The organism is Bacillus sp. S4, from assembly GCF_040838205.1.
GTDB classification, from domain to species: domain Bacteria; phylum Bacillota; class Bacilli; order Bacillales; family Bacillaceae_G; genus Bacillus_A; species Bacillus_A cereus_U.
In genome coordinates this window covers 22314-48900 of sequence record NZ_JBFPJI010000006.1, presented here as the reverse complement: position 1 = coordinate 48900, position 26587 = coordinate 22314, and the positions used below count along the sequence as shown (strand labels likewise).

The following is a 26587-nucleotide window of genomic DNA, read 5'->3' as shown; positions in this document are numbered from 1 at the left end:
CACTATATTACCATATTCATGACGAGAAACAAAAAGAATCCGACAATCTGCATACTTCTTTTTCGAAATGTGGAAAAAGCTAGGTGACAAATTTTAAAAATATACTATAATAACTGTGTTGCCCGAAAATTTCAGAAAGAGAAAGGGAGCGATTTTTCGTGAAAGCGAAATTACTAGCTCTGCTATTAGCTGTAGCCGTATTTATTATGCCAACAGCTTCATTTGCAGACATCATTGAGGGAGAATCAATTGTTACACTAGGAGAAAACTTATCTGAACAACAAAAACAAGAGCTGTTAAAAGAAATGAAAGCACCAAAAGATGCTACAATCATCACTGTGTCTAATGCGGAAGAACATAAATTTCTAGAAGGAATTGTTCCAAAAGCACAAATTGGTACAAGAGCAATTTCCTCTTCTATGATTACATACACAAAACCAGGGTCTGGTCTCATTGTACGCTCAAAAAACATTAATTCGATAACAGATGCAATGTATACAAATGCACTTATTACAGCAGGTGTGAAAGATGCAGAGATTCAAATTACTGCACCATTTAAAGTTTCCGGAACTGCTGCTTTAACAGGTTTAATGAAGGCCTATGAAACAACATCGAACAAAGAAATTCCAGAAGATGTTAAAAAAGTAGCCAATGAAGAAATGGTACAAACAGCAAAACTTGGTGATAAAATCGGTGAAGAAAAAGCAGTTCAACTTGTTGCAAAAATTAAAGAAGAAATTGCAAAAGAACAGCCAAAAACAACTGAAGATTTACGTTCATTAATTAAAAAAATTGCTGATCAACTTGGCATTACATTAACAGATGAACAGTTGGATAACTTAGTATCGTTATTTGATAAAATGAAAAATCTTAATATCGATTGGAACCAAGTTGGTAGCCAATTAGATAAAGCAAAAGACCATGTGTCTGCCTTCTTAGGATCTGAAGAAGGGCAAAGTTTCCTAGATAAAGTAAAAGATTTCTTCTCTAGTATCATTGATTTCGTTAAATCTTTATTCAAGTAAAAAAGAAGCTCGCCAGTGACGAGCTTCTTTTTTATACAAGTAACGGTAATTTCATAATAGCTTCTTCAACCGAACGAACAACATGATTTGCTTTCTCCTTCACATACGGATGAGCATGATGGAGGCTGAAGGAGTGCGGGGTTACTTCAAACATAGAAATATCATTGAAAGAATCTCCAATACACGCAACTTCATTTGCTTCAATTTGTAAATGTTCCATTAATCGCTTCAGAGCGCTTCCTTTACTTACACCTCTTGGCATAATGTCAACATATCGCTTACCCGATATAAAAACTTCTGCTTCACTATGAAATGTATCTCTCAACTCTTGATCTAATGCTACAATTTTTTCTTCTTCGCCAAAAACAAATAATTTCGCAGGATGTACAGTCTTCCCAAATTCCTCTTCTAATTCTTCGATTTCAGCAATATGCACTCCCATATACTCTTCAAAAGTATGGTGATGTTCATTCTTCCTTTTTGTATATCGCTGCTCATTTGCACAAACAATATCTGCTAGTCCCTTTTTATGTATATATCGATATATTTCCTGGGCAACCCCATCTTCAAAACTCGATTCATGAAATACCTTTCCATCCGGTAGTATCATTGTCGCTCCATTTAAACTAGTTGTGTAATACGGGAACGAAAACCTTTTTACCGCCTCATCAATTCGGTGAGTAAAACGGCCAGAGGCAAAACAAATATTTGTCCCTTTTTCAGCTAGCCAACAAAGCGCTCGTTCATCTTCTTTTTGCATATGATTCACATTGTAAACGAGCGTATCATCTAAATCACTTACAAATAGTTTAATCATGTCCTCTTCCCCTCTCATACACAATATCTACTCTAATTGTACAAAAAAAATGTTTGATTTTTGTTAAAAAAACAATAAATTTTCAATAAAAAATAAGCAGGAGCATAATCCCGCTTATTTTTGTCTTCGCACATTTTGAGGTCTTACAATACTTGGACGAACCTTTAAACTAGACATAGTTGGACGAAGTAAAATTTTCGTTAACGCGCCCCAATCAAACGGTAAAAACGGCCATAAATACGGTGTTTGCAAGCTTTTTATAGATGTTAAAAATAGAATCAATATCGTCATTCCAATGACAAATCCCATTTCATGAAATATGCCTGTTAAAATAATTACAAACAATTTCCCTATCTTATTCCCAAGCCCTAGTTCATAACTTGGCGTAGCGTATGCTCCAATCATAGAAACTGCTACGTATAAAATAACTTCTGGTACAAATAAACCTACATCAATTGCAATTTGACCAATTAATATGGCAGAAATTAATCCTGCTGCAGACGACAATGATGTCGGTGTATGAATGGCAGCCATCCTTAAAAACTCGAGCCCGATTTCCGCCATCAAAATTTGTAATAAAATTGGTAAGTGCGTCATCTTGTTTGGTCCAATGAAAGCAAGACTTTCCGGTAAAAGAGTTGGATTAAAAACAAAAACTAACCAAAATGGCAGTAAGAACAGCGAAAATATAACACCTAAAAAACGTACCCAACGTAAAAATGTACCTACAGCTGGATTTTGTCTAAACTCTTCTGCATGCTGTAAATGGTGGAAATATGTTGTTGGAGTGATCATAACACTTGGTGATGTGTCAACGAGTACTAACACATGTCCTTCTAATAGATGATTTGCTGCTACATCTGGTCTTTCTGTGTATCGAATAAGCGGGAATGGATTATAACCTTGTTTAACTACAAATTCTTCTACTGTTTTATCCGCCATCGTAATCCCGTCTACATCAATGTTATTTAATTCTTGTTTTATAATCTTTACTAAATCTGGATTTGCAACATCTTGAACGTATGTAATACAAATATCCGTTTGCGATCTATCTCCGACTCGAATCATTTCATTTCGAAGACGTGGATCGCGTATTCTTCTACGAATTAACGCTGTATTTACAACGATATTTTCAACAAAGCCATCCCTTGCACCGCGCACTACCTTTTCTGTATCTGGTTCTGTCGGTGTCCGGCCCGGATAACTACGAACATCTATTGCGAACGCTTCCGTTTCACCTTCCACAAATATAACAATGAGTCCCGATAATACTTGGAGCATTACCTCATCCATCGTTTTTACTTTACTTACTTGTTGATGAATTAAACGATTCTCTAAAAGCTTTACTGTATCTTCTTCTACATCCCTTATTTCATTTGTATCCACCGCTTCTTCTAAAATAGGGATAATATAATTCGTATCACAAAGTCCATTTACAAATAACACACCAATTTCTTTATTTAAAATTTGAAATTTACGAATACCAACATCGTATGTAACACCCAGTCCAACTGTTTGCTTTAAGTAATTTTCATTATCACTTAAAAAAGATGAAATCGGGATATTCACTTTTTTAGGCTTCGTCATAAAACCCACTCCTTTCCAAAATTAATTGAATCGCTTTTCTAGTAATAGGTGATCCTCTCTCCCATTCATCATTTCCGCACATCTTACCAATATCACCGACCCCCACAATGACAGGAACATTCAGACCATCTAAACAATAAATCGTATCCCCACTAATCCTGCCAACTTCACCATCTGGGAGTCCAAATTTATCAACGCCGTATTCTGTCAAATTCCCATTCCGATCTACACTTACATCTACACGCGCCCATTCCCAATGATGTGTATTAGATGCTACTGCTAAAATACCCAGTACATCAACTTGTTTATGTGTTGCGACATACTTTAACGCCTTTTCACCAGATCCTTCTCCTATAAATCCGCTGTCATCAAACATGACAAATACAGGGTCATATGGCGTTTGCATAATAAGCTCAACAACTTTCTTCCCTGTCAATTTGGTCGGATTACTTTGCGATGCCGAAATACACCTTCCCCCAAATTCCTTTGTTAACAGCTCAATTGTCCGCTTTGCATATTCATCTCCATCTGTGACCAAAACAACCCTTCGTCTCATTTGATTTATCCTTTCGGTTTACATATAAGTGCAACAAAAAATGAAAATAATATCGCTGCTGAAATCCCCGCAGACGTTAAACTAAACATACCGATTCCAATTCCTAAATATCCATGTTTTTCTGCCGCATGCATTGCCCCGTGCAATAGTGAGTGTCCAAAACTTGTAATAGGGACCGTTGCCCCAGCACCTGCAAATTTTATAAGCTTATCGTACAATCCGAATCCGTCTAAAATAGCTCCGGCGACTACAAAAGTTGCCATTAAATGTGCCGGTGTTAACTTTGCGAAATCCAGCAACACTTGTCCAATTACACAAATAGCTCCTCCTACAAGAAATGCGTATATAAAATCCACAATTCACTCTCCTTTAACGCTTTCAAACACAACACCATGCGCAATCGTTGGAATCGTTTCCTTCTGTTGCATCATCATGGGGCTTAATAGAGCTCCAGTTGCAACGACAAAAATTCGTTGTAAATTTCCTTTTTGCATTTCACGCAATAAATGGCCGTATGTTACAACAGCTGAACACGCACAACCACTGCCCCCTGCAAACACTTCTTCTTGATTTGAATTGTAAATCATTAATCCACAATCGTTGTATACATTCCCCAAATCATATCCTTCCTCAAGTAAAAGTTGTCTCGCAATTGGTGTCCCAACAGCTGATAAATCACCAGTAACAATAAGATCATAATCAGCTGCACTTCTTCTCAAATCTTCAAAATGCTGTTGAATTGTATGAGCAGCAGCTGGTGCCATCGCTGATCCCATGTCTAAAGGATTAGCAATTCCTAAATCTTGTACTTTGCCGATTGTTGCTGCTGTTATTTTAATTGCACTCTCCTCATTGCTAATTAATATTGACCCTGCTCCAGTAACAGTTGAGTTTGCTGTCCCTGGCTTTTGTCCTCCGTATTCTGTTGGGTAACGAAATTGTCTTTCAGCCGTCGCATTATGACTACTTACTGTAGCTAAAATACGATTCGCAAATCCACCATCTATAAAAGCGGATCCAACAGCCAAAGTTTCCATTGACGTCGCACAAGCGCTGAACATCCCTAAAAAAGGAATACCATACTCACGAGCAACGTAATTTGCTGTCACTGTTTGGTTTAATAAATCTCCCGCTAAAAAGAAATCAATTTGTGATTTTTTTATATTCCCTTTTTGCATCGCTTGTTGAATCGAGTCTGACATTAACCTTCGTTCAGCAAGTTCCCAGTTTTCCTCTCCGCAATGTAAGTCAGAATATGAAATATCAAAATCCTTTCCAAGAGGGCCTTCAGCTTCTTTCGGACCGACAGCAGTACCAGTTGCATTCACGAAGATATCATTTTGAAATACCCACGTTTGTTTTCCTGTCAATCTCATACCCACCCCTCCTTTAAGACATTAAAATTTGAAATGTATATCTTATTAGCCCGATAATGTATGCACCGACGACTCCAAATACAATGACACTTCCTGCAAGCTTAAACATGTTAGTAGCGATTCCTAGAACAACCCCTTCACTCCTATGTTCTAGCGCGGCACTCGCCATAGAATTCGCAAATCCAGTAACTGGTACTGCTGATCCCGCTCCAGAAAACTGCCCGATTTTATCATATACACCACACCCTGTTAAAATCGCTGATAGTAAAACAAGAGTTGCAACTGTAGGGTTTCCTGCCTCTTTCTCACTAAAGTGAAAGTAATGTATATAAAATTTCATCAACACTTCTCCCGCCGTACAAATGAGTCCACCAACAAGAAATGCCTTCACACAATTTATGAAATAGTTCGGTTTTGGATGGTACTCCTTCACTTTATTTATGTAATCGTCCTTCAATTTTCGTCCTGCCATATATATTGCCTCCTACTTTACGAAATAAATCCAGTGAAACAACGAGCCTATTACTTTCCCAAGTACAAGAGCAACCAGTAAAACAATAATTTTCCCCTCTACCCTTACTCGTTTCGCTAAAATAGGTAAAACGTTTAACACTTCCGTTAACGCCGCAGCCAGCATTCCAATGAATGTGCCACAAAATATCCCTAATATAACAAGCCAATATTGTGACGTGTGAAATGTAATATTTTTCAGACTACACCAAGCCCCTGTTAAAGTACCTGCAATGACCGCCCACTCAAAATATTGAATATGCTTTCCACTTCTCGTTAATTGAGCTAAACGAGGGATTATACCAAGTACAGCTAAAAACGCGACATATCCGCTACCTACTGCAATCCCTCCAGCTAAACCAATTAATACAACAAATGCACACTCAATCATCAGCAATCTGTTTCATATTATCCTTGTTTTCATGAACAATTACATATTGATCAAGCGACTGCTGATATTGAAACATCTCAACTTCTAACGGGCTCGGCTCTTCATTAATTCTCTTTTGAAATACATGATTAAAAAATAAGACCATACCTAATCCAAGACCTAATGAATAAGGAATTTGAAATAAAAGTGGTTGCGCCTTAAATTCTCCAGTAATCATGTAATATAACCGTTGGTGTACTTGTTGCATACTTACATCTTCATGGAAATAAATGATCGCAAGGGCCGCTCCAATGAAAAGTAACAACCATACAAGTCCGAAGAAAACCGGATGTACTTTCTTTTTTTCGTATATAATTTCAACAAGAGTTTCTCCAGAACCAAGTAAATTAATTTGTATGTGAGCCGCTTTTTGTTGAATAATCTCAATCACTTTCATAACATCAATTACAACATGTGTTTTATCATGCGCTGTTATTTTGTAGACTATCTCATTTTGTAACGACTCAACTACCAAAGAATCTCCGGCAAGTTGAGCAACATCGCTCAGCTTTACTTCATACGTAGAAGACACTTTTAAGCGATTGCGCATTTTAATATAAATCGTTTGTTCCAATTTTCATTCACCCCTTCACTCTTCCTCGTAGTTGTAGTATGGTTATTGGAATTTTTTCTAATACAATTTTTTCATAAAAAAACATCTGTACCGTTTCGGTACAGATGTTTTTCAGCTACGCCTTTTTCTTAAATAAATTTGCAATACTTAATGCAAGTCCTCCCCAAATGACTACCATACCTATAACCATCATCATAATCGCTGATCCGCTCATCATGAAACACCTCGGTACTTCCATTCTTTTTCCAGCTAGGCAGAGTCTGAATGTATTTGTGCATTCCATTTCTTCAGACTAATGACTAGTGCAACTATAAGAAACGCTGCCGCTATCGACCAACCATACGTTACAACAAAAAAAAATCGAATAGATAGCTATTCATCTATTCGATCTTTCATCTGTTTTAATATTTTCTTTTCAAGTCTTGAAACTTGTACTTGTGAAATGCCTATGCGCTCCGCTACTTCTGATTGGGTTTGGTCTTTATAATAGCGCAAATACACAATTAGCCTTTCTCGTTCATCCAATTCTCTAATTGCTTCTTTTAAAGCAATTTTATCAAACCATTTCGTTTCCGATTGATCTGCAATTTGATCTAAAATAGTAATTGGATCTCCATCGTTTTCATACACAGTTTCATGTATCGACGAAGGAGCACGACTCGCTTCTTGCGCCAGAACAACTTCTTCCGGCGTTAGTTCAAGAGCCTCTGCTACCTCATTAATCGTTGGAGCCCTTCCAAATTCCTTCGAAAGCTCGTCTCTCATCTTTCGGACTTTGTTTCCTGTTTCTTTTAAAGATCTACTTACTTTCACTGATCCATCGTCACGTAAAAATCGTTGTATTTCACCGATAATCATTGGAACTGCATATGTTGAAAATTTCACGTCGAAAGATAAATCAAATTTATCTACCGATTTTAAGAGTCCAATACATCCAATTTGAAATAAATCGTCTGGTTCGTATCCTCGATTAAGAAATCGCTGCACAACCGACCATACGAGACGCATATTACTTTGAACGATTGTATCTCTCGCTTGTTGATCTCCATCTTGACTCTTTTGAATTAACGCTTTTAGCTCGTGGTCCTTTAACTGAGGTTTCTTCTTCTCATTTCTGACCTCTATGTCCATTGGCTATTCTCCTTAATTGCATAGAGCGTTACTATTTGATAAGTATTTTGTCAAATGGATTGTTGTCCCGAAAGATTCGTTTGAAATAACTTCTACTTCATCCATAAAATTTTCCATGATAGTAAATCCCATTCCGGAACGCTCTAATTCAGGTTTAGTTGTAAAAAGGGGTTGTCTTGCTTCATCTAAGTTAAAGATACCAATCCCTTCATCTCGAATCGTGAGTTTCACCATCGCTTCTTCCAAAATCACTGAAATATAAACAACACCTTCTGCATTTCCTTCATACCCATGAATAATTGCATTTGTAACCGCTTCTGACACAACTGTTTTAATCTCTGTTAGTTCTTCCATCGTCGGGTCTAATTGCGCAATAAAAGCAGCTACCGTAACACGAGCGAATGATTCATTCTGACTTAACGCTGAAAATTGAAGGTTCATTTCATTTCTCATCTATGCCACCCCCAACGTCGCGAGCGCATGCGCTTCACTTTCTTCTAAACGAACAATTTTGAATAGACCTGACATTTCAAATAAACGTTTAACAGGCGGTGAAATTGCACAGACAACCATCTCTCCACCTAATCCCTTTACATGTTTATATCGGCCTAATATAACGCCTAAACCTGAACTATCCATAAATGTTAAGTTCTCTAGGCTCAAAACAATATGATGAACACCATGTGTCTCAATCATATCTGTTACTTTCGTTCGCAACTCTTCAGCAGTATGATGATCTAATTCACCCTCTAGCCTCACACATAAGACGTCACGTTTTACTTCTAAATGCATGGAAAGACTCACACGATTTCCTCCTTATGCTCAAACTTTATTCTTTAACATAAGATTTTCGTGATATAAAACCAGAATCCTTCCTACTGACAAAAGAAGAACTATTTCGCCATAAAGTGAAACCTTTCAGCAATTATCCCCGTAAATACGAACAGAAAAGCGGCAAAATTTTCACCGCTATTTTGATGTTGAAAACATCCCAAAGCTTCGTTTAAATAACTCCCACCAGCTAGCTGCATCAACATCTTCTTTCGCTACAATTGTTTGTTTTAATAAAACATCTTTATCTCTTTTAATAACAAGTGTGCCAAGTGCATCACCTTTTTTAATCGGTGCCTTCACTTTCTTTTCAGCAATCACTTCTTGTTTAACTTTGTCCATATTTTCGCCCTTCTTCATAAGAAGAGACACATTGTCTGACGCAACTAAATCTACTTTTTCTTCCTTACCTTTTCCTACTTGTACAGTCTTAATTTTTTCGCCACGTGTATACAATTTTTTTGTCATATATTGACCAAATGCATAGTCAAGTAGCTTCGTTACTTGATTGTTCCGTTCTTTTGATGTAGGTGCTCCCATTACAACTGAAATAACACGCATACCATTTTTTTCAGCTGATGCTGTTAAACAATATTTCGCTTCTGTCGTAAAGCCTGTTTTCACTCCATCTACTCCAGGATAAAAACGTACTAGCTTATTCGTATTAACAAGCCAAAACTTCTTATCCGTATTTTCACGTAAATAGTCTTCATATTTACCTGTGTATTTTCGAATAAGTGGATACTTCATCAACTCTTTCGCCATAATAGCCATATCATTCGCTGTGGAATAATGATCTTTCGCCGGGAGACCTGTCGGATTTTGAAAATGTGTATTTTTCAGTCCTAAATCTTTCGCTTTTTTGTTCATCATATTTACGAATCCTTCTTCTGAACCAGCGATATGCTCGGCCACTGCAACAGATGCATCATTTCCAGATGCAATTGCAATGCCCTTTAACATTTCATTTACAGTCATTTCTTCCCCAGGTTCTAGAAAGATTTGTGATCCGCCCATTGAAGCTGCGTGTTCACTCGCTCTCACTTTATCTGTCAGTTTTAATTTTCCTTTTTCAACTTGTTCCATAATTAAAAGCATTGTCATAATCTTTGTCATACTAGCAGGTGGTAACTTTTCATTCGGATTTTTATCAAACAAAACTTTACCTGTATCTTGCTCAATTACGATCGCTGACGACGCTTGTTCCGCTAACTTCGGCGCGGTCTCTTCTGTTTTCTCCTGCTTCGTTTTCTCAGATTGTGCAAAACTAACTGAAGTACCAGAAAGCAATAACATGAAACAAACAAGTATTCCAAAAACTCGCTTCATGACTAACCCTCCATTCTATATCAAACCTATTTTTTCCAATTTACTCATTTTTAATACCATATTTTTCTATTATTTTCATTTGACAAATAAAGTAATTGCCGATATTGTATTAAGTGTATTACACGTAGTAGTACACTTAATACTCGCCAGGAAGGAGACATTGCTCTTGCATATTCAACTTGATCCAAGAAGCAACACTCCGATATGGGAACAAATTGTTCAAAATATAAAAGAGCTCGTACTAAAAAACATGTTAGCTCCAAGTGATAAGCTTCCTTCTGTACGCGAGCTTGCTTCTTTGCTCGTTATAAATCCAAATACAGTAAGTAAAGCTTATCAAGAATTAGAGCGACAAGGGATTATTGAAACATTACGAGGAAAAGGAACATTTGTAGCCCAATCGATTACCCCAACATTAGACGAAAGGAAAATCGCTATGGTTGAAAAGCAATTTCATCAATTATTACTAGAAGCCTCTTATCTTGGGATTACGAAAGATAAAATTCACGATTGGATAGATTCATACTATAAAGAGATTGGAGGAAATACGGATGCTGAAAGTGACAAACTTGAAGAAAACAATTGATAACCAAACGATTTTAGACGATGTTTCTTTCACATTACAAAAAGGTAGTATCGTCGGATTGCTCGGAAGAAACGGTGCGGGGAAAACAACTTTATTACGAACGATGGTCGGCATTTTAGACCCAGATGCAGGAACTGTTACATATGAGGATACGGATGTTCATAAGCATCCTGAAATTAAACAAAAGGTTGTATACGTTCCAGACTCTACTAACATACTAAACGGTTATACAGTGAAAGAAATCGTTAAGTTTTATAAAGCAGTTTATACAGCATTTGATGAACAATATTTTTATGAGATATTAGAACGTTTTAATTTACCAAACAAACGTATTCGTAGTTACTCAAAAGGGATGAAAGCACTGCTTGCGATCATTTTAGCTTTCGCTGCAAAAGCAGAATATATCATTTTAGATGAACCGACAAACGGACTTGATCCTATCGTTAAAAGACAGATTCTACAATTTCTCGTTGAAGAAGTAGCAGAAAAAGAAATTACAATTTTCATCTCCACTCACCATTTAGATGAAGTTGAAAAAATTGCCGATACAATCATTATTTTAAAAGAACATACCGTAGATTCTATTACATCACTAGATGATGCAAAATCACAATTTGCTAAAGTCCAAGTTGCTTACGAACGATCACTACCTCAAAAACTAGAAAACTTAAGCAATATTAAAATATTAAATCAAACAGGAAAAGTATATACAATCTTAATTGAGGGAAATGTGGCTACAACACTGGAGAAGTTCTATAAAGAGCAACCAATACTCATTGAAGAATTATCAATGTCACTTGAAGATGTCTTCGTTACGACACTTGAGGGGGATGGGTATGTTTCATAAGGCGTTATGGATGTGGAATTGGAAGCGCGGGAAATATGCTGTGTTACTGTTTTTCTTTAGTTCGCTTTACTTGCTATCTTTTGGCTACTATAGAAGTGCTCAGAGACAACTTGCTGAGTATTACGAATTACAAGAAAAAGGAAAACACTATTATTATTTTTATTCCTTTTCTCCAGGGGAAGGCAATAGTGTTTGGTTAACTGTTCTTATCATCGCTTTAGCCTGCTTATTGATAGGATGGGAGCGTAGTAACCAGTCTAATAGCACACTTATGGCAATGCCTTTTAATAGAAAAGATATTTTCTTAACTAAATGGGCTTTCGGTTCATTTTGTATTGTAGGTTCATTACTTATAAACTGGATTCTTATGTACGCTATTTATAGAACAACCATTCATTTTGATTATCAATCATTTAGTCCATTTCACCGATACTTTCTTTATGCGATTGTTTCTTATGTTGCAGTATATACAGCCGCACTATGCATCGGTACTTTTACCGGAAGCGTTGTTTCGCAGATTGTTTTTTGTATTCCGTGGCTACTAATGGGACTTACATTTATTCCACTAGTGTACACTTTTACGATAAACCATTTAGAGGCTACCGATACTAAAGATTATAAGCTATATGAACAACTTTATGAAATCAATCAAAAAACAAATGTGGTCGCACCAATATATAATTTCACGCTTTATTACGAGTATGATCCTGAATTACGTAAAAAAGAAAATGCCCCAACTACTTTAAGAGACCCAGCATCTTATACGTATTATTCAGCTAAATCAATGTTAGTCCCTATTTTGTATACAATACTTTACTTACTCCTTGGCACATACTTATATACACGATCACCTAATGAAAACACTCAAAAGATATTTATTTTCCAAAATCATTTACGAATGTGGATATGGGGGGCAACCATTTACTTTGCATTACTAGGTGGCTATAAAATAACTCAATTTAGTTTCCTATTAAACTACTATATCGGTTTGTTTCTCGCTGGAATCATTACTTATGTTGTATTATCACGCCTAACAAATTATAAAGTTTTTTAAAGGAGAGATCCTATGTTTCAAAAAGCACTATGGCTAAGAACGTATCAACAAAGTAAATATGTTGTATGGCTATTTTGGCTCATCAGCTTCTATACTTTGTCGTATAAATACTATATGACTTCTATTGAACAACAACACTTTCTAAATATGAATAAAAAATGGAAATCTATATATCATTACAACTTTGATTTATCACTTATGGACTCTGTCATATTTCAAGGTGGTGTACTTATCGTTCTGGCCTGCACATTAATCGGCTTGGAAAGACAAAATAACTCTAGTGACTTGTTATGGTCTATGCCCTTTAAACGTTCACACCTTTATATAACAAAATGGTTGTTTGGAATTTGTAATATCGTTGCGATTGTCCTTTTAAACTGGGGACTATTTGCTATTATGAAAAAGTTGACTTTTCATAATAAATATCAAGTATTTTCCCCATTTCATAGTTACTTTATATACATGTTAATTGTATTAATCGCTATTTATACACTTGCCTTATGCATAGGAACAATCGCTGGGAATGTTATATCGCAAGGATTTCTCACTGCAGCTATATTAATATTCCCAGTGTTACTCCCATCACTTATTGCAGGAGTCATTGCTGTTCACTCGAATACTGAATTTCATAAAGACAATGGCAATATACAACGTCTTATGGAAAACATACGTATTTCTGGTCCAGCAGAAGAGTTTTATATTCACTTTAATTATGATCCACAAAGCGCTTATACCGATCGAAATGGAGTGAGGCATAACGAACCGAACTTTACAAAAATCCCTCCAGCAAAAACATTGATTGGACCTATTGCACATATCATCATTTTATTACCGCTTGGTATATATTTATATGTTCGTTCAGTGAATGAACGAAATGGTAACTACCTATTATATCCAAGATTACAAAAGTTAGTTATGGCTTGTGCGATTTTCTTTGGTGGGATCGCTGGAGGTTTAATGCTAAGTCGCGCGCAGTCATTGTCCAGCTTTTACATCGGATTTTTGATAACTAGTTTAATTACGTATTTCTTCCTAGCTAAAATATTAAAATGGAAAGTCTCTTGGAATTTCAAATAAAATAACCTCCTCGCCTAGAGGAGGTTATTTCACATTCTCTCTTCTTTTCCCATACTCCTTTTCTTGCTTTGTTCCAAAGCCGTCACCATTTGCCACGATTTGATCTGTTGGCGCAACTATACTTTCAGCAATTCTCCATTCTCCTCCTTGTTGAATAAATACTTGCATGAAATAATTCATTCCATTTAACTGATACGAATTCTCTTTTTTCACTTCATAACGAGCTGCTACATAATACACTTGAACATTCTCAGCCTCAAACTTAGAAATGTATTGAGATAATCTCGGAATATACTGTGAAGCTTTCTGAAGTGGAAGTTGTTTTACTTTTACAAGGGAAGATTTTGTCACATTGCTTATCGTATCTTCATGCCGGACGTTATCACTATGATGAAATAAAATCGTATTCTGCATAGAGCGAATCCATAGTTTCGAATATAAAACAGGTTGCTTATTTGAAATATGTTGTAATTCTTTTTGAACTACTTGAATTGGCGTTGCAGCATCCACGAATTTATTAAAGCAGACAACACTTCCAATCATAATGAGAAGCGTAAAAATACGTTTCATAATTTTTCACTCCGATTCTTTTTAATTAGAGTATTGGAGTTTCAAAGTGTTTTTATTCAAAAGAAAAAGGATAGGAAAGCTCTCGCTTCCTATCCTCATTTATTATAATACGCGGCCAAATAGTTCTAAAACCATTTCTATCTCTTGGTCGCTCCAACCTTTAAATTTCTCTTTATAATATTCTTTACGCACAGCTTCAAGCTTTTCAGTTACTTCTCGTCCGTTTTCAGTAATTTCTAAGTATACGATACGACGGTCCGAATTTGAACGTTTTCTTTCAACAAACCCTTTTCGCACGAGACGATCTGTTACAGCTGTAATATGACTGGAGGTTACGTTTACTTCACTCGCAATTTGCGAAGCCATCTGTGGACTTTTTAAAAATAACGCACGTAATACAGAGAATTCATTATATGGCATATGCTCTGAAAAACGTGTATTAATATCATTTTGTAATAAACGTATCATCTTTCGAAATGATGCAGATAAATCTAAAATCAGTGTTTCTCTATTTTCGTTCACTAGCCTCGTCCCTTTTTTATCATATTTACACATATTATAATCTATAAATACCTATATTGTATATGCTTTCTTCTCACAACATTCTCATTTATGTAACTTTTTTCATACGATTTTCTTTTTTGTTCACACATATACATGTAAAAAAGGATGGTGAGCATAAATGCAAGGTGGAATGAATCCGTATTTACATAATATCCGTACGACAAATACTGGTAAAGAAGCTACTATTACTGTACAAGGAGAAGGCATTATAAAGGCAAAACCAAATGTTGTCATATTAACACTGGGCATTCGAACAGATAGTAAAAATGTAAAACAAGCGCAAGAAGAAAATGCAGTGCAATCGAAACAATTGCTTGATGCACTCAAACAGCTAGGTATTGCCGATAAAGATATAGAAACCATTTCTTATACAATTACTCCTCAATACGAATATGTAAATGATAAAGCATTACTACAAGGCTACCGTGTGGAGCATTTGTATGAAATTACCGTTTTAAATGTGCAAAAAGCAGGGGAAGTATATGATATAGCCGTTACGAATGGTGCAAACGTAGCAAAAGGATTACGTTTTCGAATATCTCATCCAAATAAATATTATGAGCAAGCTCTCATTCAAGCTCTGCAACAAGCAGTAGACAAAGCTCGTACAATTGCGAGTACCTACAATTTAAATATTAATCCTGTTCCCCTCTCACTCGTTGAAGAATCTGTCCAATTACCGCGGGAGATCGCATCATATGCTACTTTGCATGCGCAAGCAGCTCCGCCCATTCAATCAGGAGAACTAGAAATCATTTCATCTATCCGGGCAATTTTTACGTATTTATAAATAAACTCATTTATAAGTAACCGTTATCATTTTCGTTGTTGTAAAAACATGATGTTCTGATATAATAAAGGACGGTGAGCTCTTACATAAGAGATATCACGGGTGGGAGAGGGATATGAAAAAGAAGGTTTAACATGAAAGGAATACTTGAAAGAACATTTAAATTAGACTTACACCAAACATCACCAAAACAAGAAGTTTTAGCTGGAGTCACGTCATTTTTCACAATTGTTTATATTATGATTGTAAATGCGTCAATCTTATCAGATGCCGGCATTCCTCTTGAGGCAGGAATTTTGGCAACTGTTTTTAGTTCATTTGTCGGATGTCTACTTATGGCATTTTGGGCAAATGCACCTGCTATTCTTGTCCCTGGTATGGGTGTAAATGCATTCTTTACGTACACTGCTGTGCATACGCTTGGTTTAACTTGGCAAGAAGCATTGGCAGCTGTTTTTATCGCCGGTATTATTTTTTCAATTGCTGCTTTTACACCGATTGCTCGCGTGCTTTCGGTATCGATTCCAAAGTCATTAAAGGAAGCGATCACTGTCGGTATCGGGTTGTTTTTAGCTTTCATCGGCTTGCAAAAAGGTGGTTTAGTCGTTTCGCATCCTAATACTGCTGTTGCAATGGGGAAATTAAGTAGTCCTGTCGTTCTTGCCACACTACTTACTCTTATTGTCGCACTTGTGCTATTTGTGCGTAACGTACGTGGAAGCTTTTTATGGACGATTGCAATTGGCACTGGTATTGCATGGCTGTTTGGTCTTGTTGATACGAGTCAACTGGGAAATAGTTCGTTTTCATTCGCTAATTATGGCGATGTGTTTGGAGCTATGTCATTTGGGAAACTTTCTTCCTTGCCATTTTGGATTGCAACATTCTCCTTAAGCATGGTGCTTATTTTTGAGAACATGGGACTACTGCACGGTTTATTAGAAGATGACCGTAAATTCCCACGTGCTTACCAAGCAAATGCAATTTCAGCAATGACATGTGGTCTATTTGGCACAAGCCCTACCGTTTCAACAGTAGAGAGTGCCGCAGGTATTACTGCAGGCGGAAAAACAGGTCTGACGTCTATCGTTACAGGGTTGTTATTCTTCGCATCACTGTTTGCGCTTCCGTTTGTCAAAATAATTCCTGATAGTGCCATTGCACCAATCTTAATTATTATTGGCGGGCTGATGATTACAAGCATTCAACAAATTCCTCTGAACGACTTTTCAGAAGGATTTCCAGCGTTTTTAATTATCGTTATGATCCCGCTCACATATAGTATCGCTGATGGCATTGCGTTCGGATTTATTGCTTATCCTATCTTGAAAGTTGCTCTTGGAAAGCGTAAAGAAGTCGCACCGTCCATGTATATCATTACATGCTTATTCTTAGCCATGTTCGTATTACACGCTATTGGCTAAGAAAAAAACACCGAGGATTTCCCTCGGTGTTTTTTTACTTAAACCAACCTTTTTTATAAAACCAAGCCATCATTCCGCCGCCAATTAACGCCATTAAAATTAAGCAAATAAAATAACTATACTTCCCGCCAAGCTCTGGCATATGTGCGAAGTTCATGCCGTATACCCCTGCAATAAATGTTAACGGCATGAAAATAGTTGAGAAAACAGTTAATGTTTTCATAATGTTGTTCATATGGTGGGAATTCAACGAAAAGTAACTATCTCGAATATCTGCTGTTAATTCACGGCTTGCTTCAATCATCTCTGTCAGTTTAAGCAAATGATCATGTATATCTTTAAAATAAATTTCATGATCGCTTATACCGTAAAAACGTGTTGAATTTAATATACGATACAATAAATCACGCATCGGAATAATCGTACGCCTTAGCTTAGATAAATCCGCACGAATATCAAATACTTCTTCTAGCACGCTTCCTGCTGTCTCACCCGTTAAATTATCATCAATTGCATTTAAATGGTCTTCAATGTAATAAACAGGTGCGAAATAATCATCTACAATTTGGTCAACAATTGTATGTGCTACATGTAAAGGACTCTTCTTAATACGTTTCTTTTCACCGAGCGTTTTCCATACTCTTTCAATCGCATTATTATGAGAGAAATGGAAAGAGACTATATATCGATCACTAACAAATAAATCGATTTCATGCGGTTCTAATCCATCTTCTCCGAATGCATGAAGAACTAAAAAGTTATATCCATCATAAAAATCTACTTTTGGCCTCTGTACATATTCTACACAATCTTCAATTGCAAGGGGATGGAACTTGAAGTGATCTTGTAAAATATATGTATACTCCTCTTTCGTCGGCTTATATAAATCAAGCCAATACCATACAATGTTTTCTTTTTTCGTTTCTTCTAGCGAAACATCATATAAAACTTCATTTTTTTTCGTTATTGCACAAATTCTAATCATAATTTCACCCATTACTATTATAAACAAAAAATAGTAAAAAAAGCCAAGGAGAAATCTCCTCAGCTTTTTTTATCCCGCTATTTGCGGGCAGTAAGACCCCTACCTCAAAATTCAGCGAAAGCAAAGAAGTTCGGTGGGGGATCAACTGCCCGTAAAAGCCCGATTGGTGAAGGCTCATAATCAGTGGGGATGAAGCCCCCCACTGATTAAAGTTTCACTTTATTACTTCGTTACAATACCGTGTACTAAAGTTGGTGCATCTACGTGGTCTTTAGCGATTTTCATGTTCTCATAAATTTTCACTTTTACATCTTCAACGTTTTCGCGGTTTGCGTAAATTGTAACAAGAGAGTCACCTTTTTTCACGCTATCGCCTACTTTTTTGCGAAGCATTAGACCAACTGCTAAATCAATTTCAGACTCTTTCGTTGCACGCCCTGCTCCTAAAAGCATTGCTGCTGTTCCGATTTCATCTGCAACGATTTCCGATACGTAACCGTCTTCTTTCGCTTCCACTTCAATTTTATATTGTGCTTGTGGCAATTTAGAAGGATCATCAACAACAGAAGCATCGCCGCCCTGCGCCGATAAGAACGTTTTAAATGCTTCTAACGCTTTTCCATTGTTCATTACTTCAATTAATTTTTCACGTGCATCTTCTAAAGATGAAGCTTGTCCAGCAAGGTATACCATTTGACTTCCAAGCGTTAAACATAGCTCTTCTAAATCTTTTGGTCCCTTACCTTGTAATGTATCAATTGCTTCTTGTACTTCTAATGCGTTACCGATTGCTTCACCAAGCGGCTGACTCATATCAGAAATAACCGCCATCGTATTACGACCAACGTTATTACCGATGCGCACCATTGCTTCTGCTAAACGCTTTGCATCTTCATCCGTTTTCATAAATGCTCCTGCTCCAGTTTTCACATCAAGAACGATTGCATCTGCACCAGCAGCAATTTTCTTACTCATAATCGAACTTGCAATTAGCGGAATAGAATTTACTGTTGCCGTTACATCACGAAGCGCATATAACTTTTTATCAGCAGGTGTTAAGTTTCCACTTTGCCCGATAACAGCAATTTTATTTTCATTTACAAGACGCATGAATTCATCATTTTCAATTTCAACATGGAATCCTGGTACTGCTTCTAATTTATCGATTGTACCACCCGTATGTCCTAGACCACGCCCAGACATTTTTGCAACTGGTACATCTAAAGCAGCTACTAATGGACCTAATACAAGTGTCGTTGTATCACCAACACCACCTGTTGAATGCTTATCTACTTTTACCCCTTCAATTGCTGATAAATCAATTGTATCGCCGCTGTTTACCATTGCCATCGTTAAATCAGCACGTTCTTGCTCATTCATATCTTGGAAGAAAATTGCCATTGCAAGTGAACTCATTTGATAATCTGGAATATTACCATTTGTGTATCCTTCAACGATAAAGTTAATTTCTTCTGTCGTTAATGCATGTCCATCACGTTTTTTTGCAATTAGGTCCACCATTCTCATTGTGAGGTCACCCCTTCATTTGTTTTACGATTGCTTTTACTAATGCTAAGAAGTTAGCTTTAACACGTTCTGTCGTTTCAATTACTTCATCGTGGTGAAGTGGTTGATCTAAAATACCAGCTGCCATATTTGAAATACAAGAAATACCAAGTACTTTCATACCCGCATGACGCGCTACAATTACTTCAGGTACAGTTGACATACCAACTGCATCTCCGCCAAGTGTACGAAGCATACGAATTTCAGCAGGTGTTTCATATACAGGACCTGTCATTCCAACATATACACCTTCTTGTACTTTAATATTTAAATCTGCTGCAACTTGTTTCGCCATTTCGCGAAGTTCTGGCGTATATGATGTAGACATATCAGGGAAACGTACACCCATTTCAGAATCATTTGGTCCGATTAATGGGTTCGTACCCATGAAGTTAATGTGGTCTGAAATTAACATAAGATCGCCTGGTTCAAATGATGTATTTACACCACCAGCTGCGTTCGTTACAACAACTGTTTCTACACCTAGTTCTTTCATAACACGAACTGGGAATGTTACTTTTTGCATATCGTATCCTTCGTAGAAATGGAAACGTCCTTGCATTGCTACTACTGTTACACCTTGAAGTGTACCGAATACAAGTTGACCTGCATGTCCTTCTACAGTTGAAACTGGGAATTCAGGGATTTCACTGTATGGTACTGTTACTGCATTTTCAATTTCATCTGCTAATACACCTAGTCCAGATCCAAGGATTAGTCCTACTTGTGGTGTCTCTTGAAATTTCTCTTTTAAGTATGAAGCTGATTTTGTAATTAGTTCACGATTCATCTGTTTATCCCCCTATTTCTTTAGCTCGTTTAAGAAGCTTGTTCCATGTTCTGGCATTTTAACATTAAAGTTTTCTGCTACAGTTGCACCAATATCAGCAAATGTTTGACGAAGTGATAACTCTTGTCCGCCTTCTGTCATGCTTGGACTATATGCTAATAACGGTACATATTCACGTGTATGATCAGTACCGTAGTGAACTGGATCATTACCGTGGTCTGCTGTAATTAATAATAGATCATCTTCTTTTAGTTTTTCGAATACTTCTGGAAGACGTGCGTCATATTCTTGTAGAGCTTCTCCGTACCCTTGTGGGTCACGGCGATGGCCAAATAATGCATCAAAGTCAACTAAGTTTAAGAAGCTAATACCTGTAAAGTCCATATTTAATGTATCTACAAGCTTGTCCATTCCATCCATATTTGATTTCGTACGAAGTGATTCAGTTACCCCTTCGCCATCATAAATATCAGCAATTTTACCAATAGCAATTACATCATAATCGCTATCTTTTAGTTCATTCATTACTGTGCGACCAAATGGTTTTAGTGCATAGTCATGACGATTTGGTGTACGTGTGAAGTTTCCTGGCTCTCCAACGAACGGACGAGCGATAACGCGTCCTACCATGTACTTCTCATCTAATGTTAATTCACGTGCGATTTTACAAATTTTATATAGCTCTTCAAGTGGTACTACTTCTTCATGAGCTGCGATTTGTAATACACTATCAGCAGAAGTGTAAACAATTAAAGAACCTGTTTCCATTTGTTCTTGACCAAGCTCAACAAGTACCTCAGTTCCAGAGGCTGGTTTATTACCGATAATTTTACGACCTGTCTTTTCTTCTAATTCATCAAGTAATTCTTTCGGGAATCCTTCAGGAAACACTTGGAATGGTGTATCAATGTAAAGGCCCATGATTTCCCAATGACCTGTCATTGTATCTTTTCCTGTAGATTTTTCTTGCATTTTTGTATAATATCCAAGCGGTTTCTCTACTTTAGAGATTCCTTTCATTTCACGAATATTACCAAGGCCTAATTTCACCATATTTGGCATGTGTAATCCATTCATATGTTCAGCGATATGACCAATTGTATCAGAACCTAAATCACCAAACTGCTCAGCATCCGGTGCTTCACCGATTCCCACAGAGTCCATTACGACTAGGAAAATACGTTTATATTTATTCATAACTGCAACCTCCTATATGTTCAGTTCTACTTCTTGTAGTATGTTCAAAACGCTATAAAGTGAAACTGTTATCAATGGGAATTATCTTTCGTCCTCATTATTAAACAGTACTGCTTTAAATCATTCTCTAACTTTTTCGTTTTACTTTCAAACGAATCAAAAACATTTCTAGGTTTTTCCAAGTCAGATGTCAGACATCTGATATTGATATCATAACATGTTTACGCTTTCTTTTTAATACATTTTCGTAGAATTCTTCATTTTCTTTACCCTTCTATTGTAATCCATTCTGCAAAGAAGTGCTAATCATTTCATGACTTTTTTCCTAAAATAAAAAGCAGCTCTAAAGAGCTACTTTTTATTTTACTTCTACTGTTTCTTCTTTATGTTCATGTAGTTCACCTTTTCTTACATGAACTTTCACTTTATAAGCACCATTCTCTTTGAAAGTATGTTTACTTTCATACTCCCCTTTATTCCCCTCTTTCGCCGGAATAAATTCGTGTTTTTCAACGCCGTCTTTCCAAATCTCAAGTTGTACTTCAGCACCAGATAACGCTTCTTCTTTTTGTTTTAAATGAACTTTCATTGTTGACTCAGCATTTGCTTTAATATCTCCAGCCATAAGATGTATCATCGTATCACTTTTATGATCCCCATGACCTTCTTCTTTTTTCGCATCTTCAACTTTTGCATTTCCCACAGCCACTTTTACTTCTGGCATAACATGCATTTCACGTGCATTTGTATGAGCAATAACATGATATACTCCATCCGTTTCGAATGTTTTTTCTACAGCATAAACACCTTTTCCTTTATGCTTAGCATTTAACATCTCGTGCTTTTCGTCGCCTGCTTTCCAAATTTCAAACTTTACATCATCAGCATCTGTTACTTTTTCTTTTCCTTGTGTAACAAGTGCTTGTACTTCTGTTTTTTCACCTGGTTTAATTTCTTTCGGATTCGTTTGAACTGCTACTTTTACAGCTTCAAGTTTCTGTTCTTTTTTCGGTTCTTCTTTGTTTGTATTACAGCCAGCCAATGCTAGCATCACGATAAATAACGTCATAATAAGTTTTTTCATCATCATTTCCTCCTTCATACTTTATTTAGTATAGAGGAAATACATTGTAATATTCTAGTCTTCCGCTGAAAACAATGTACGAAATGTTTGTGAAGTTTCTGTGAAATGGTTTGTTCTTCTTAATCTATGAAAAAAGAGCATAGTGACTATGCTCTCGGGTGAAACTGTTTATATACATCTTTTAATCTAGTTTTTGAAACGTGCGTATAAATTTGCGTCGTTGAAATATCTGCATGTCCAAGCATTTCTTGTACAGCACGCAAGTCTGCCCCGTTTTCTAATAAATGTGTAGCAAAAGAATGGCGTAACGTATGCGGTGTAAGCTCTTTTTCAATATTTGCTTCTTTCGCTAATCGTTTTAAAATTTTCCAAAATCCTTGTCTCGATAATCGATTACCATGATGGTTTAAAAAGAGTGCATCTACTGCTTTTTTACCCATCAATTCTCTTCTTCCTTTTTCAATATACTTTTGAATCGCTTCTGTCGCTAAGCTTCCTAATGGAATAATTCTTTCTTTATTCCCTTTCCCTATGCAGCGAACAAACCCCATCGTTAAGTGTACATCTTCTAAATTTAATGAAATTAATTCTGAAACACGAAGTCCTGTTGCATACAACAACTCTAACATTGCCTTATCACGAATCCCAAAAGCACTTGCCGTTTTCGGTGTTTGAAGCAATGCTTCCACTTCGTCGATCGATAATACTTTTGGTAATTTCCGTTCCCCTTGTGGCGTTTCAATATGTACCGATGGGTCATGCTCCACTGCTCGTTCACGAAGTAAAAATTGATGAAACGAACGAATCGATGCAATATGACGCGCCAATGTTTTTGAAGATTTTCCGTTTTCTTTTAAATGCTGCAAAAAGTTAACAATATGCAAGCGTGTCACTTCATGAAACGTCTTCGTTTGTTCTACATTTTGCAAATACTTCACATAGCTTTTCAAATCGCGTTCATAAGATACAACTGTATTTTTCGCTAAACCTTTTTCAACAATCATATAATGAATAAAATCTTTTAATTGATCTTCCAATCTACACTACTCCCCATTTTCATAGAAAAACATCATTCTATTTACGAAAGCATCCTTTTCCGGCTCCTCATTCCCTGATACTTTTTCTACAGTCTCTTCTTTTGGCTTTTCATAACGATGGTAACTTTCATATTCTTCATTTATCCATAGTATAGCGAAATAAAACAAAATCGTACAACTTGTAAATAATAAAAATACTTTCATCCCATCAAAAGTTAATTTTAAAGCTCGGCGCATTGTAAATTCCTCCAAAATATAAGTTATTACAACATATGCCAAGCTTTCACCAATTTATACCTTATTCAAATAAAAAACCTCTTCCTAGTTAAATAGGAAAAGGTTATTTTTCATCCGTTTCATTTTCTTGACAATTTTTACAAATCCCATGGAATGTTAAACGATGATCTTTCACCTTAAAGCTCCAGTCTCGTTCCACTTTATTCTCCACTTCACCAAGTAAATCTTCTTGTATTTCTTGTACAGCACCGCATTGTGTACAGATTAAATGATGATGGAAACGCTGTGCACCTTCTTGGCGTAAGTCATAACGCGAAACACCGTCTCCAAAGTTAATCTTATCGACAACTTTCAACTCAGACAATAACTCTAAAGTTCGATAAACGGTTGCTAATCCGATCTCTGGCGACTTTTCTTTTACAAGGAGGTATACATCTTCTGCGCTTAAATGATCTTCTTCATTTTCTAGCAGCACACGAACTGTTGCTTCACGTTGTGGTGTCAATTTATAGCTCGCTGCATGTAATTGCTTCTTAATTCGTTCAATTCTTTCTTCCATTCGGTACTACTCCCTCCTCGCCACTCTTACACCATTATATCAGAAGAAGGGCTCCTGTCAAAAGAAAAACAATAAAAACAAATTGATAATTATTCTCAAAAAGTATTTATTGTTTGTTAATAGCCTCCACAACTTCTTTCATTAAAACTGGTGATGCATACGCTTCGACACTGGAAGCAATAGCTAATACCGCTCCAATCACGAGAAAAAAGCATGTATAGCGAATTAATAACGGTAATAGTGGCTCAGTTATTTTCCGGATAAATTGATGCCTAATCATTCGCAAGGAAAAGCTTGCAGCAATTGTTGTCATTACGAGAAATACAGGAATTATAATTAAATTTTGTGGCAATACAGATACAAATGCTAATAATAGTCCATTCCATCCGTGCTGACTTACTAAAAAACCTACTGTAAATCCAACAACTACCCCTTTTAAAAATAGTAAGATAAAAATGAGCGGCAACCCAATAATTGAAATCCCCAAAATCCAAATAAAGCCGATATATTTTAATTGCGAAAAGTAACTTTCTCGAAACATTTCGCCCGCGACAGCAAATTCTCCTTTAGAAACTTGTCCAAAAAAACGCTGTAAATAAAATGATAAATCTTGCTTTTGGTTTATTTGTAAACTATTCACAAGAATCGCTCCAAATATTACTCCCATCAGTAATAAAACCGCATTAAATATATATAGTGAAGAATTTTCCTGTATGTGAGACATTACACGGTCTTGCCACGTTTTTCGCCACATTTTCCTTCCCTCCGTTCACACTCTTACTAAAAATGTATGAAAGAAAGAAAAAAAGTATGACGAATTAGCATTGAAATTCCGCTCTACTTTGCTAAACTAAAAAGTAGAGAATAGGAGGGATTTCTCTTGAAACCATTATTATTAGATTTTCCAACATTATTTCAAACTGAGCGCTTGCAAGTACGTAAGCCGTTTCCAGGTGATGGCACAGAAGTATATGAAGCAATCCAAGCTTCTCTAGAAGACTTATTACCATGGATGCCAATTACAGCTGAAACAGAAGAACGTGCTGAAGAAATTGTTCGCGAAGCTCACGGACAGTTTTTACTTCGTGAAACACTTGATTTCCACTTATACGATAAAGTATCTGGTACATTCATCGGAGCTATTACTCTCAAGCCTGAAAACTGGGATATTCCAAAGTTTTCACTTCACTTCTGGCTACATAGCGCTTATACAAAGCATGGCTATATGACAGAAGCCATTAAAGGTGCGATTCAATTTGCATTTGATAAACTAGGTGCTAGAAGAATTGAAATTCGTACTGATGCAACAAATATAAACGCATGTAACTTAGCAGAACGTCTAGAATTTATTTTAGAAGGTACAATGGAAAATGATTTCCTAGCACCCGATGGCAGCTTACGCGATGCACGTGTATATGCAAAAATCAACTAAAAACACTCGCCTTAGGCGAGTGTTTATTTTTGTAATTGTAAATATTGTACTGCAAACATCGTCTTAGCATCATGTATGCGAAGGTCTTTCATAAGATCAATCGCTTCTTCTAATGACACTTCCATTAATTCCACAAATTCATCTTCATCTAAAGCTGCTTTATTTTCTTTTTGTTTTAACCCTGTCGCTTTATATACATATAAAATCTCATCTGCAAAACCAGGTGATGTATAGAAAGATGTAATAAGCTCCATATTTTCACATACATATCCTGTTTCTTCTTCTAATTCACGAACTGCTGTTACCTCTGGCTTTTCCCCAGGTTCTAACTTCCCAGCAGGAATTTCCACAATTGCCTTTTCGAGAGCTTTACGATACTGCTCAACGAGTACAATTTTCCCCTCATCAGTAATAGCAATAATAGCAACTGCCCCAGGGTGATTTACGATTTCACGTTTACTCATTTCTCCATTTGGTAATACTACATCATCAACACGAACTTTTATAACTCTACCATCAAAAATCGGTTCAGTTTTTACTGTTCTTTCTGCAAGATTACTCATACTACTTCATCTCCCTGTTCTATTTCCTAATCGTTCTTCATACATTTTACCACATTGAA

The 26587-nt window shown here is 36.4% G+C and carries 33 protein-coding genes; 8 read left to right on the top strand and 25 right to left on the bottom strand.

The window, feature by feature from the left end; genetic code table 11:
• Positions 1-158 precede the first annotated feature (158 nt).
• Positions 159-1025 (top strand): DUF1002 domain-containing protein, encoded by an 867-nt coding sequence (locus AB3X48_RS01950; RefSeq protein ID WP_002111608.1) that lies wholly within the window; start codon positions 159-161, stop codon positions 1023-1025.
• 31 nt (positions 1026-1056) lie between these two features.
• On the opposite strand, the gene AB3X48_RS01945 is transcribed toward AB3X48_RS01950, so the two are convergent.
• The 13 genes from AB3X48_RS01945 to dacF all read right to left on the bottom strand — a co-directional run bounded on the left by AB3X48_RS01945 (position 1057) and on the right by dacF (position 10166).
• Positions 1057-1860, bottom strand: a complete 804-nt coding sequence (locus AB3X48_RS01945; RefSeq protein WP_033714022.1) for a Cof-type HAD-IIB family hydrolase — start codon at positions 1858-1860, stop codon at positions 1057-1059.
• Positions 1861-1956: 96 nt separating this feature from the next.
• Positions 1957-3429 (bottom strand): spore germination protein SpoVAF, encoded by a 1473-nt coding sequence (gene spoVAF, locus AB3X48_RS01940; protein ID WP_016106085.1) that lies wholly within the window; start codon positions 3427-3429, stop codon positions 1957-1959.
• Entirely contained in the window at positions 3416-3985 is a 570-nt protein-coding gene (spoVAEA, locus tag AB3X48_RS01935) for a stage V sporulation protein SpoVABEA (protein ID WP_002111611.1), read from the bottom strand. The genes spoVAF and spoVAEA overlap by 14 nt, the downstream gene beginning before the upstream one ends.
• A 5-nt stretch (positions 3986-3990) precedes the next feature.
• Positions 3991-4341, bottom strand: coding sequence for a stage V sporulation protein AE (gene spoVAE, locus AB3X48_RS01930; RefSeq protein WP_002014916.1), 351 nt, complete (start codon positions 4339-4341; stop codon positions 3991-3993).
• Between the two features lie 3 nt (positions 4342-4344).
• On the bottom strand, positions 4345-5361 hold the full coding sequence (spoVAD, locus tag AB3X48_RS01925) for a stage V sporulation protein AD (RefSeq protein ID WP_016106086.1): 1017 nt from the start codon (positions 5359-5361) through the stop codon (positions 4345-4347).
• 13 nt (positions 5362-5374) lie between these two features.
• Positions 5375-5833: a stage V sporulation protein AC gene (gene spoVAC, locus AB3X48_RS01920; RefSeq protein WP_002160614.1), complete on the bottom strand. Its 459-nt coding sequence runs from the start codon at positions 5831-5833 to the stop codon at positions 5375-5377.
• Positions 5834-5845: 12 nt separating this feature from the next.
• Complete coding sequence (spoVAB, locus tag AB3X48_RS01915; protein WP_016106087.1) at positions 5846-6262, bottom strand: stage V sporulation protein SpoVAB; 417 nt, start codon at positions 6260-6262, stop codon at positions 5846-5848.
• The gene (locus AB3X48_RS01910) at positions 6255-6875 is read right to left on the bottom strand and encodes a stage V sporulation protein AA (RefSeq protein WP_016106088.1); all 621 of its coding nucleotides are present in this window, start codon (positions 6873-6875) and stop codon (positions 6255-6257) included. The genes spoVAB and AB3X48_RS01910 overlap by 8 nt, the downstream gene beginning before the upstream one ends.
• Positions 6876-6990: 115 nt before the next feature.
• Positions 6991-7113 carry a methionine/alanine import family NSS transporter small subunit gene (locus tag AB3X48_RS01905; RefSeq protein ID WP_367958655.1) on the bottom strand — a complete coding sequence of 41 codons (123 nt, stop codon included), beginning with the start codon at positions 7111-7113 and terminating at the stop codon, positions 6991-6993.
• Between the two features lie 134 nt (positions 7114-7247).
• On the bottom strand, positions 7248-8006 hold the full coding sequence (sigF, locus tag AB3X48_RS01900; protein WP_002111619.1) for an RNA polymerase sporulation sigma factor SigF: 759 nt from the start codon (positions 8004-8006) through the stop codon (positions 7248-7250).
• Positions 8007-8018: 12 nt separating this feature from the next.
• Positions 8019-8459, bottom strand: coding sequence for an anti-sigma F factor (gene spoIIAB, locus AB3X48_RS01895; protein ID WP_001243400.1), 441 nt, complete (start codon positions 8457-8459; stop codon positions 8019-8021).
• The gene (spoIIAA, locus tag AB3X48_RS01890) at positions 8460-8810 is read right to left on the bottom strand and encodes an anti-sigma F factor antagonist (protein ID WP_002088460.1); all 351 of its coding nucleotides are present in this window, start codon (positions 8808-8810) and stop codon (positions 8460-8462) included.
• A 165-nt stretch (positions 8811-8975) separates the two neighbouring features.
• Positions 8976-10166, bottom strand: a complete 1191-nt coding sequence (gene dacF, locus AB3X48_RS01885) for a serine-type D-Ala-D-Ala carboxypeptidase DacF (RefSeq protein ID WP_002145909.1) — start codon at positions 10164-10166, stop codon at positions 8976-8978.
• A gap of 166 nt (positions 10167-10332) precedes the next feature.
• Here dacF and AB3X48_RS01880 point away from each other — a divergent pair, with 166 nt between their 5' ends.
• From AB3X48_RS01880 to AB3X48_RS01865, 4 genes are read left to right on the top strand one after another with little or no spacing between them, the layout of a single operon-like run.
• Positions 10333-10752 (top strand): GntR family transcriptional regulator, encoded by a 420-nt coding sequence (locus tag AB3X48_RS01880; protein WP_002145907.1) that lies wholly within the window; start codon positions 10333-10335, stop codon positions 10750-10752.
• On the top strand, positions 10718-11599 hold the full coding sequence (locus AB3X48_RS01875) for an ABC transporter ATP-binding protein (RefSeq protein WP_016106089.1): 882 nt from the start codon (positions 10718-10720) through the stop codon (positions 11597-11599). Before AB3X48_RS01880 ends, AB3X48_RS01875 begins: the two co-directional genes overlap by 35 nt.
• The gene (locus AB3X48_RS01870; protein ID WP_016106090.1) at positions 11589-12653 is read left to right on the top strand and encodes an ABC transporter permease subunit; all 1065 of its coding nucleotides are present in this window, start codon (positions 11589-11591) and stop codon (positions 12651-12653) included. Before AB3X48_RS01875 ends, AB3X48_RS01870 begins: the two co-directional genes overlap by 11 nt.
• A 12-nt stretch (positions 12654-12665) precedes the next feature.
• A complete protein-coding gene (locus AB3X48_RS01865) occupies positions 12666-13730 on the top strand; it encodes an ABC-2 transporter permease (protein ID WP_002160608.1) in 1065 nt (354 codons plus the stop codon).
• 24 nt (positions 13731-13754) lie between these two features.
• Here AB3X48_RS01865 and AB3X48_RS01860 read toward each other — a convergent pair whose 3' ends face one another.
• Both AB3X48_RS01860 and AB3X48_RS01855 read right to left on the bottom strand, forming a co-directional pair.
• Positions 13755-14300 (bottom strand): hypothetical protein, encoded by a 546-nt coding sequence (locus tag AB3X48_RS01860; protein ID WP_002160607.1) that lies wholly within the window; start codon positions 14298-14300, stop codon positions 13755-13757.
• Between the two features lie 102 nt (positions 14301-14402).
• Positions 14403-14822: a MarR family winged helix-turn-helix transcriptional regulator gene (locus AB3X48_RS01855; RefSeq protein WP_002088468.1), complete on the bottom strand. Its 420-nt coding sequence runs from the start codon at positions 14820-14822 to the stop codon at positions 14403-14405.
• 160 nt (positions 14823-14982) lie between these two features.
• On the opposite strand from AB3X48_RS01855, the gene AB3X48_RS01850 reads away from it, so the two are divergent.
• Both AB3X48_RS01850 and AB3X48_RS01845 read left to right on the top strand, forming a co-directional pair.
• Positions 14983-15654 (top strand): SIMPL domain-containing protein, encoded by a 672-nt coding sequence (locus AB3X48_RS01850; protein WP_002111627.1) that lies wholly within the window; start codon positions 14983-14985, stop codon positions 15652-15654.
• A gap of 134 nt (positions 15655-15788) precedes the next feature.
• Positions 15789-17078, top strand: coding sequence for an NCS2 family permease (locus AB3X48_RS01845; RefSeq protein WP_002160606.1), 1290 nt, complete (start codon positions 15789-15791; stop codon positions 17076-17078).
• A 34-nt stretch (positions 17079-17112) separates the two neighbouring features.
• Here the strand turns inward: AB3X48_RS01845 and corA are convergent, their stop codons facing one another.
• From corA to spoIIM, 9 genes are all read right to left on the bottom strand, one after another.
• Positions 17113-18075: a magnesium/cobalt transporter CorA gene (gene corA, locus AB3X48_RS01840; RefSeq protein WP_002160605.1), complete on the bottom strand. Its 963-nt coding sequence runs from the start codon at positions 18073-18075 to the stop codon at positions 17113-17115.
• Positions 18076-18285: 210 nt separating this feature from the next.
• On the bottom strand, positions 18286-19590 hold the full coding sequence (locus AB3X48_RS01835) for a pyrimidine-nucleoside phosphorylase (protein WP_016106091.1): 1305 nt from the start codon (positions 19588-19590) through the stop codon (positions 18286-18288).
• A gap of 7 nt (positions 19591-19597) precedes the next feature.
• Positions 19598-20419, bottom strand: a complete 822-nt coding sequence (locus AB3X48_RS01830) for a purine-nucleoside phosphorylase (protein ID WP_001078443.1) — start codon at positions 20417-20419, stop codon at positions 19598-19600.
• A 12-nt stretch (positions 20420-20431) separates the two neighbouring features.
• A complete protein-coding gene (gene deoB / locus AB3X48_RS01825; RefSeq protein ID WP_016106092.1) occupies positions 20432-21616 on the bottom strand; it encodes a phosphopentomutase in 1185 nt (394 codons plus the stop codon).
• 358 nt (positions 21617-21974) lie between these two features.
• On the bottom strand, positions 21975-22703 hold the full coding sequence (locus tag AB3X48_RS01820) for a FixH family protein (protein ID WP_002111634.1): 729 nt from the start codon (positions 22701-22703) through the stop codon (positions 21975-21977).
• Between the two features lie 143 nt (positions 22704-22846).
• A complete protein-coding gene (gene xerD / locus AB3X48_RS01815) occupies positions 22847-23737 on the bottom strand; it encodes a site-specific tyrosine recombinase XerD (protein WP_002111635.1) in 891 nt (296 codons plus the stop codon).
• Positions 23738-23743: 6 nt separating this feature from the next.
• Positions 23744-23974 (bottom strand): YqzK family protein, encoded by a 231-nt coding sequence (locus AB3X48_RS01810; RefSeq protein WP_002088473.1) that lies wholly within the window; start codon positions 23972-23974, stop codon positions 23744-23746.
• A 103-nt stretch (positions 23975-24077) separates the two neighbouring features.
• Positions 24078-24533 (bottom strand): ferric iron uptake transcriptional regulator, encoded by a 456-nt coding sequence (gene fur, locus AB3X48_RS01805; protein ID WP_000392654.1) that lies wholly within the window; start codon positions 24531-24533, stop codon positions 24078-24080.
• Positions 24534-24639: 106 nt separating this feature from the next.
• The gene (gene spoIIM, locus AB3X48_RS01800; protein ID WP_002111637.1) at positions 24640-25287 is read right to left on the bottom strand and encodes a stage II sporulation protein M; all 648 of its coding nucleotides are present in this window, start codon (positions 25285-25287) and stop codon (positions 24640-24642) included.
• Between the two features lie 126 nt (positions 25288-25413).
• Between spoIIM and AB3X48_RS01795 the strand changes: the two genes are divergently transcribed.
• A complete protein-coding gene (locus tag AB3X48_RS01795; protein ID WP_002033881.1) occupies positions 25414-25965 on the top strand; it encodes a GNAT family N-acetyltransferase in 552 nt (183 codons plus the stop codon).
• Positions 25966-25988: 23 nt separating this feature from the next.
• On the opposite strand, the gene AB3X48_RS01790 is transcribed toward AB3X48_RS01795, so the two are convergent.
• A complete protein-coding gene (locus AB3X48_RS01790; protein ID WP_002014941.1) occupies positions 25989-26528 on the bottom strand; it encodes an NUDIX domain-containing protein in 540 nt (179 codons plus the stop codon).
• Positions 26529-26587 lie beyond the last annotated feature (59 nt).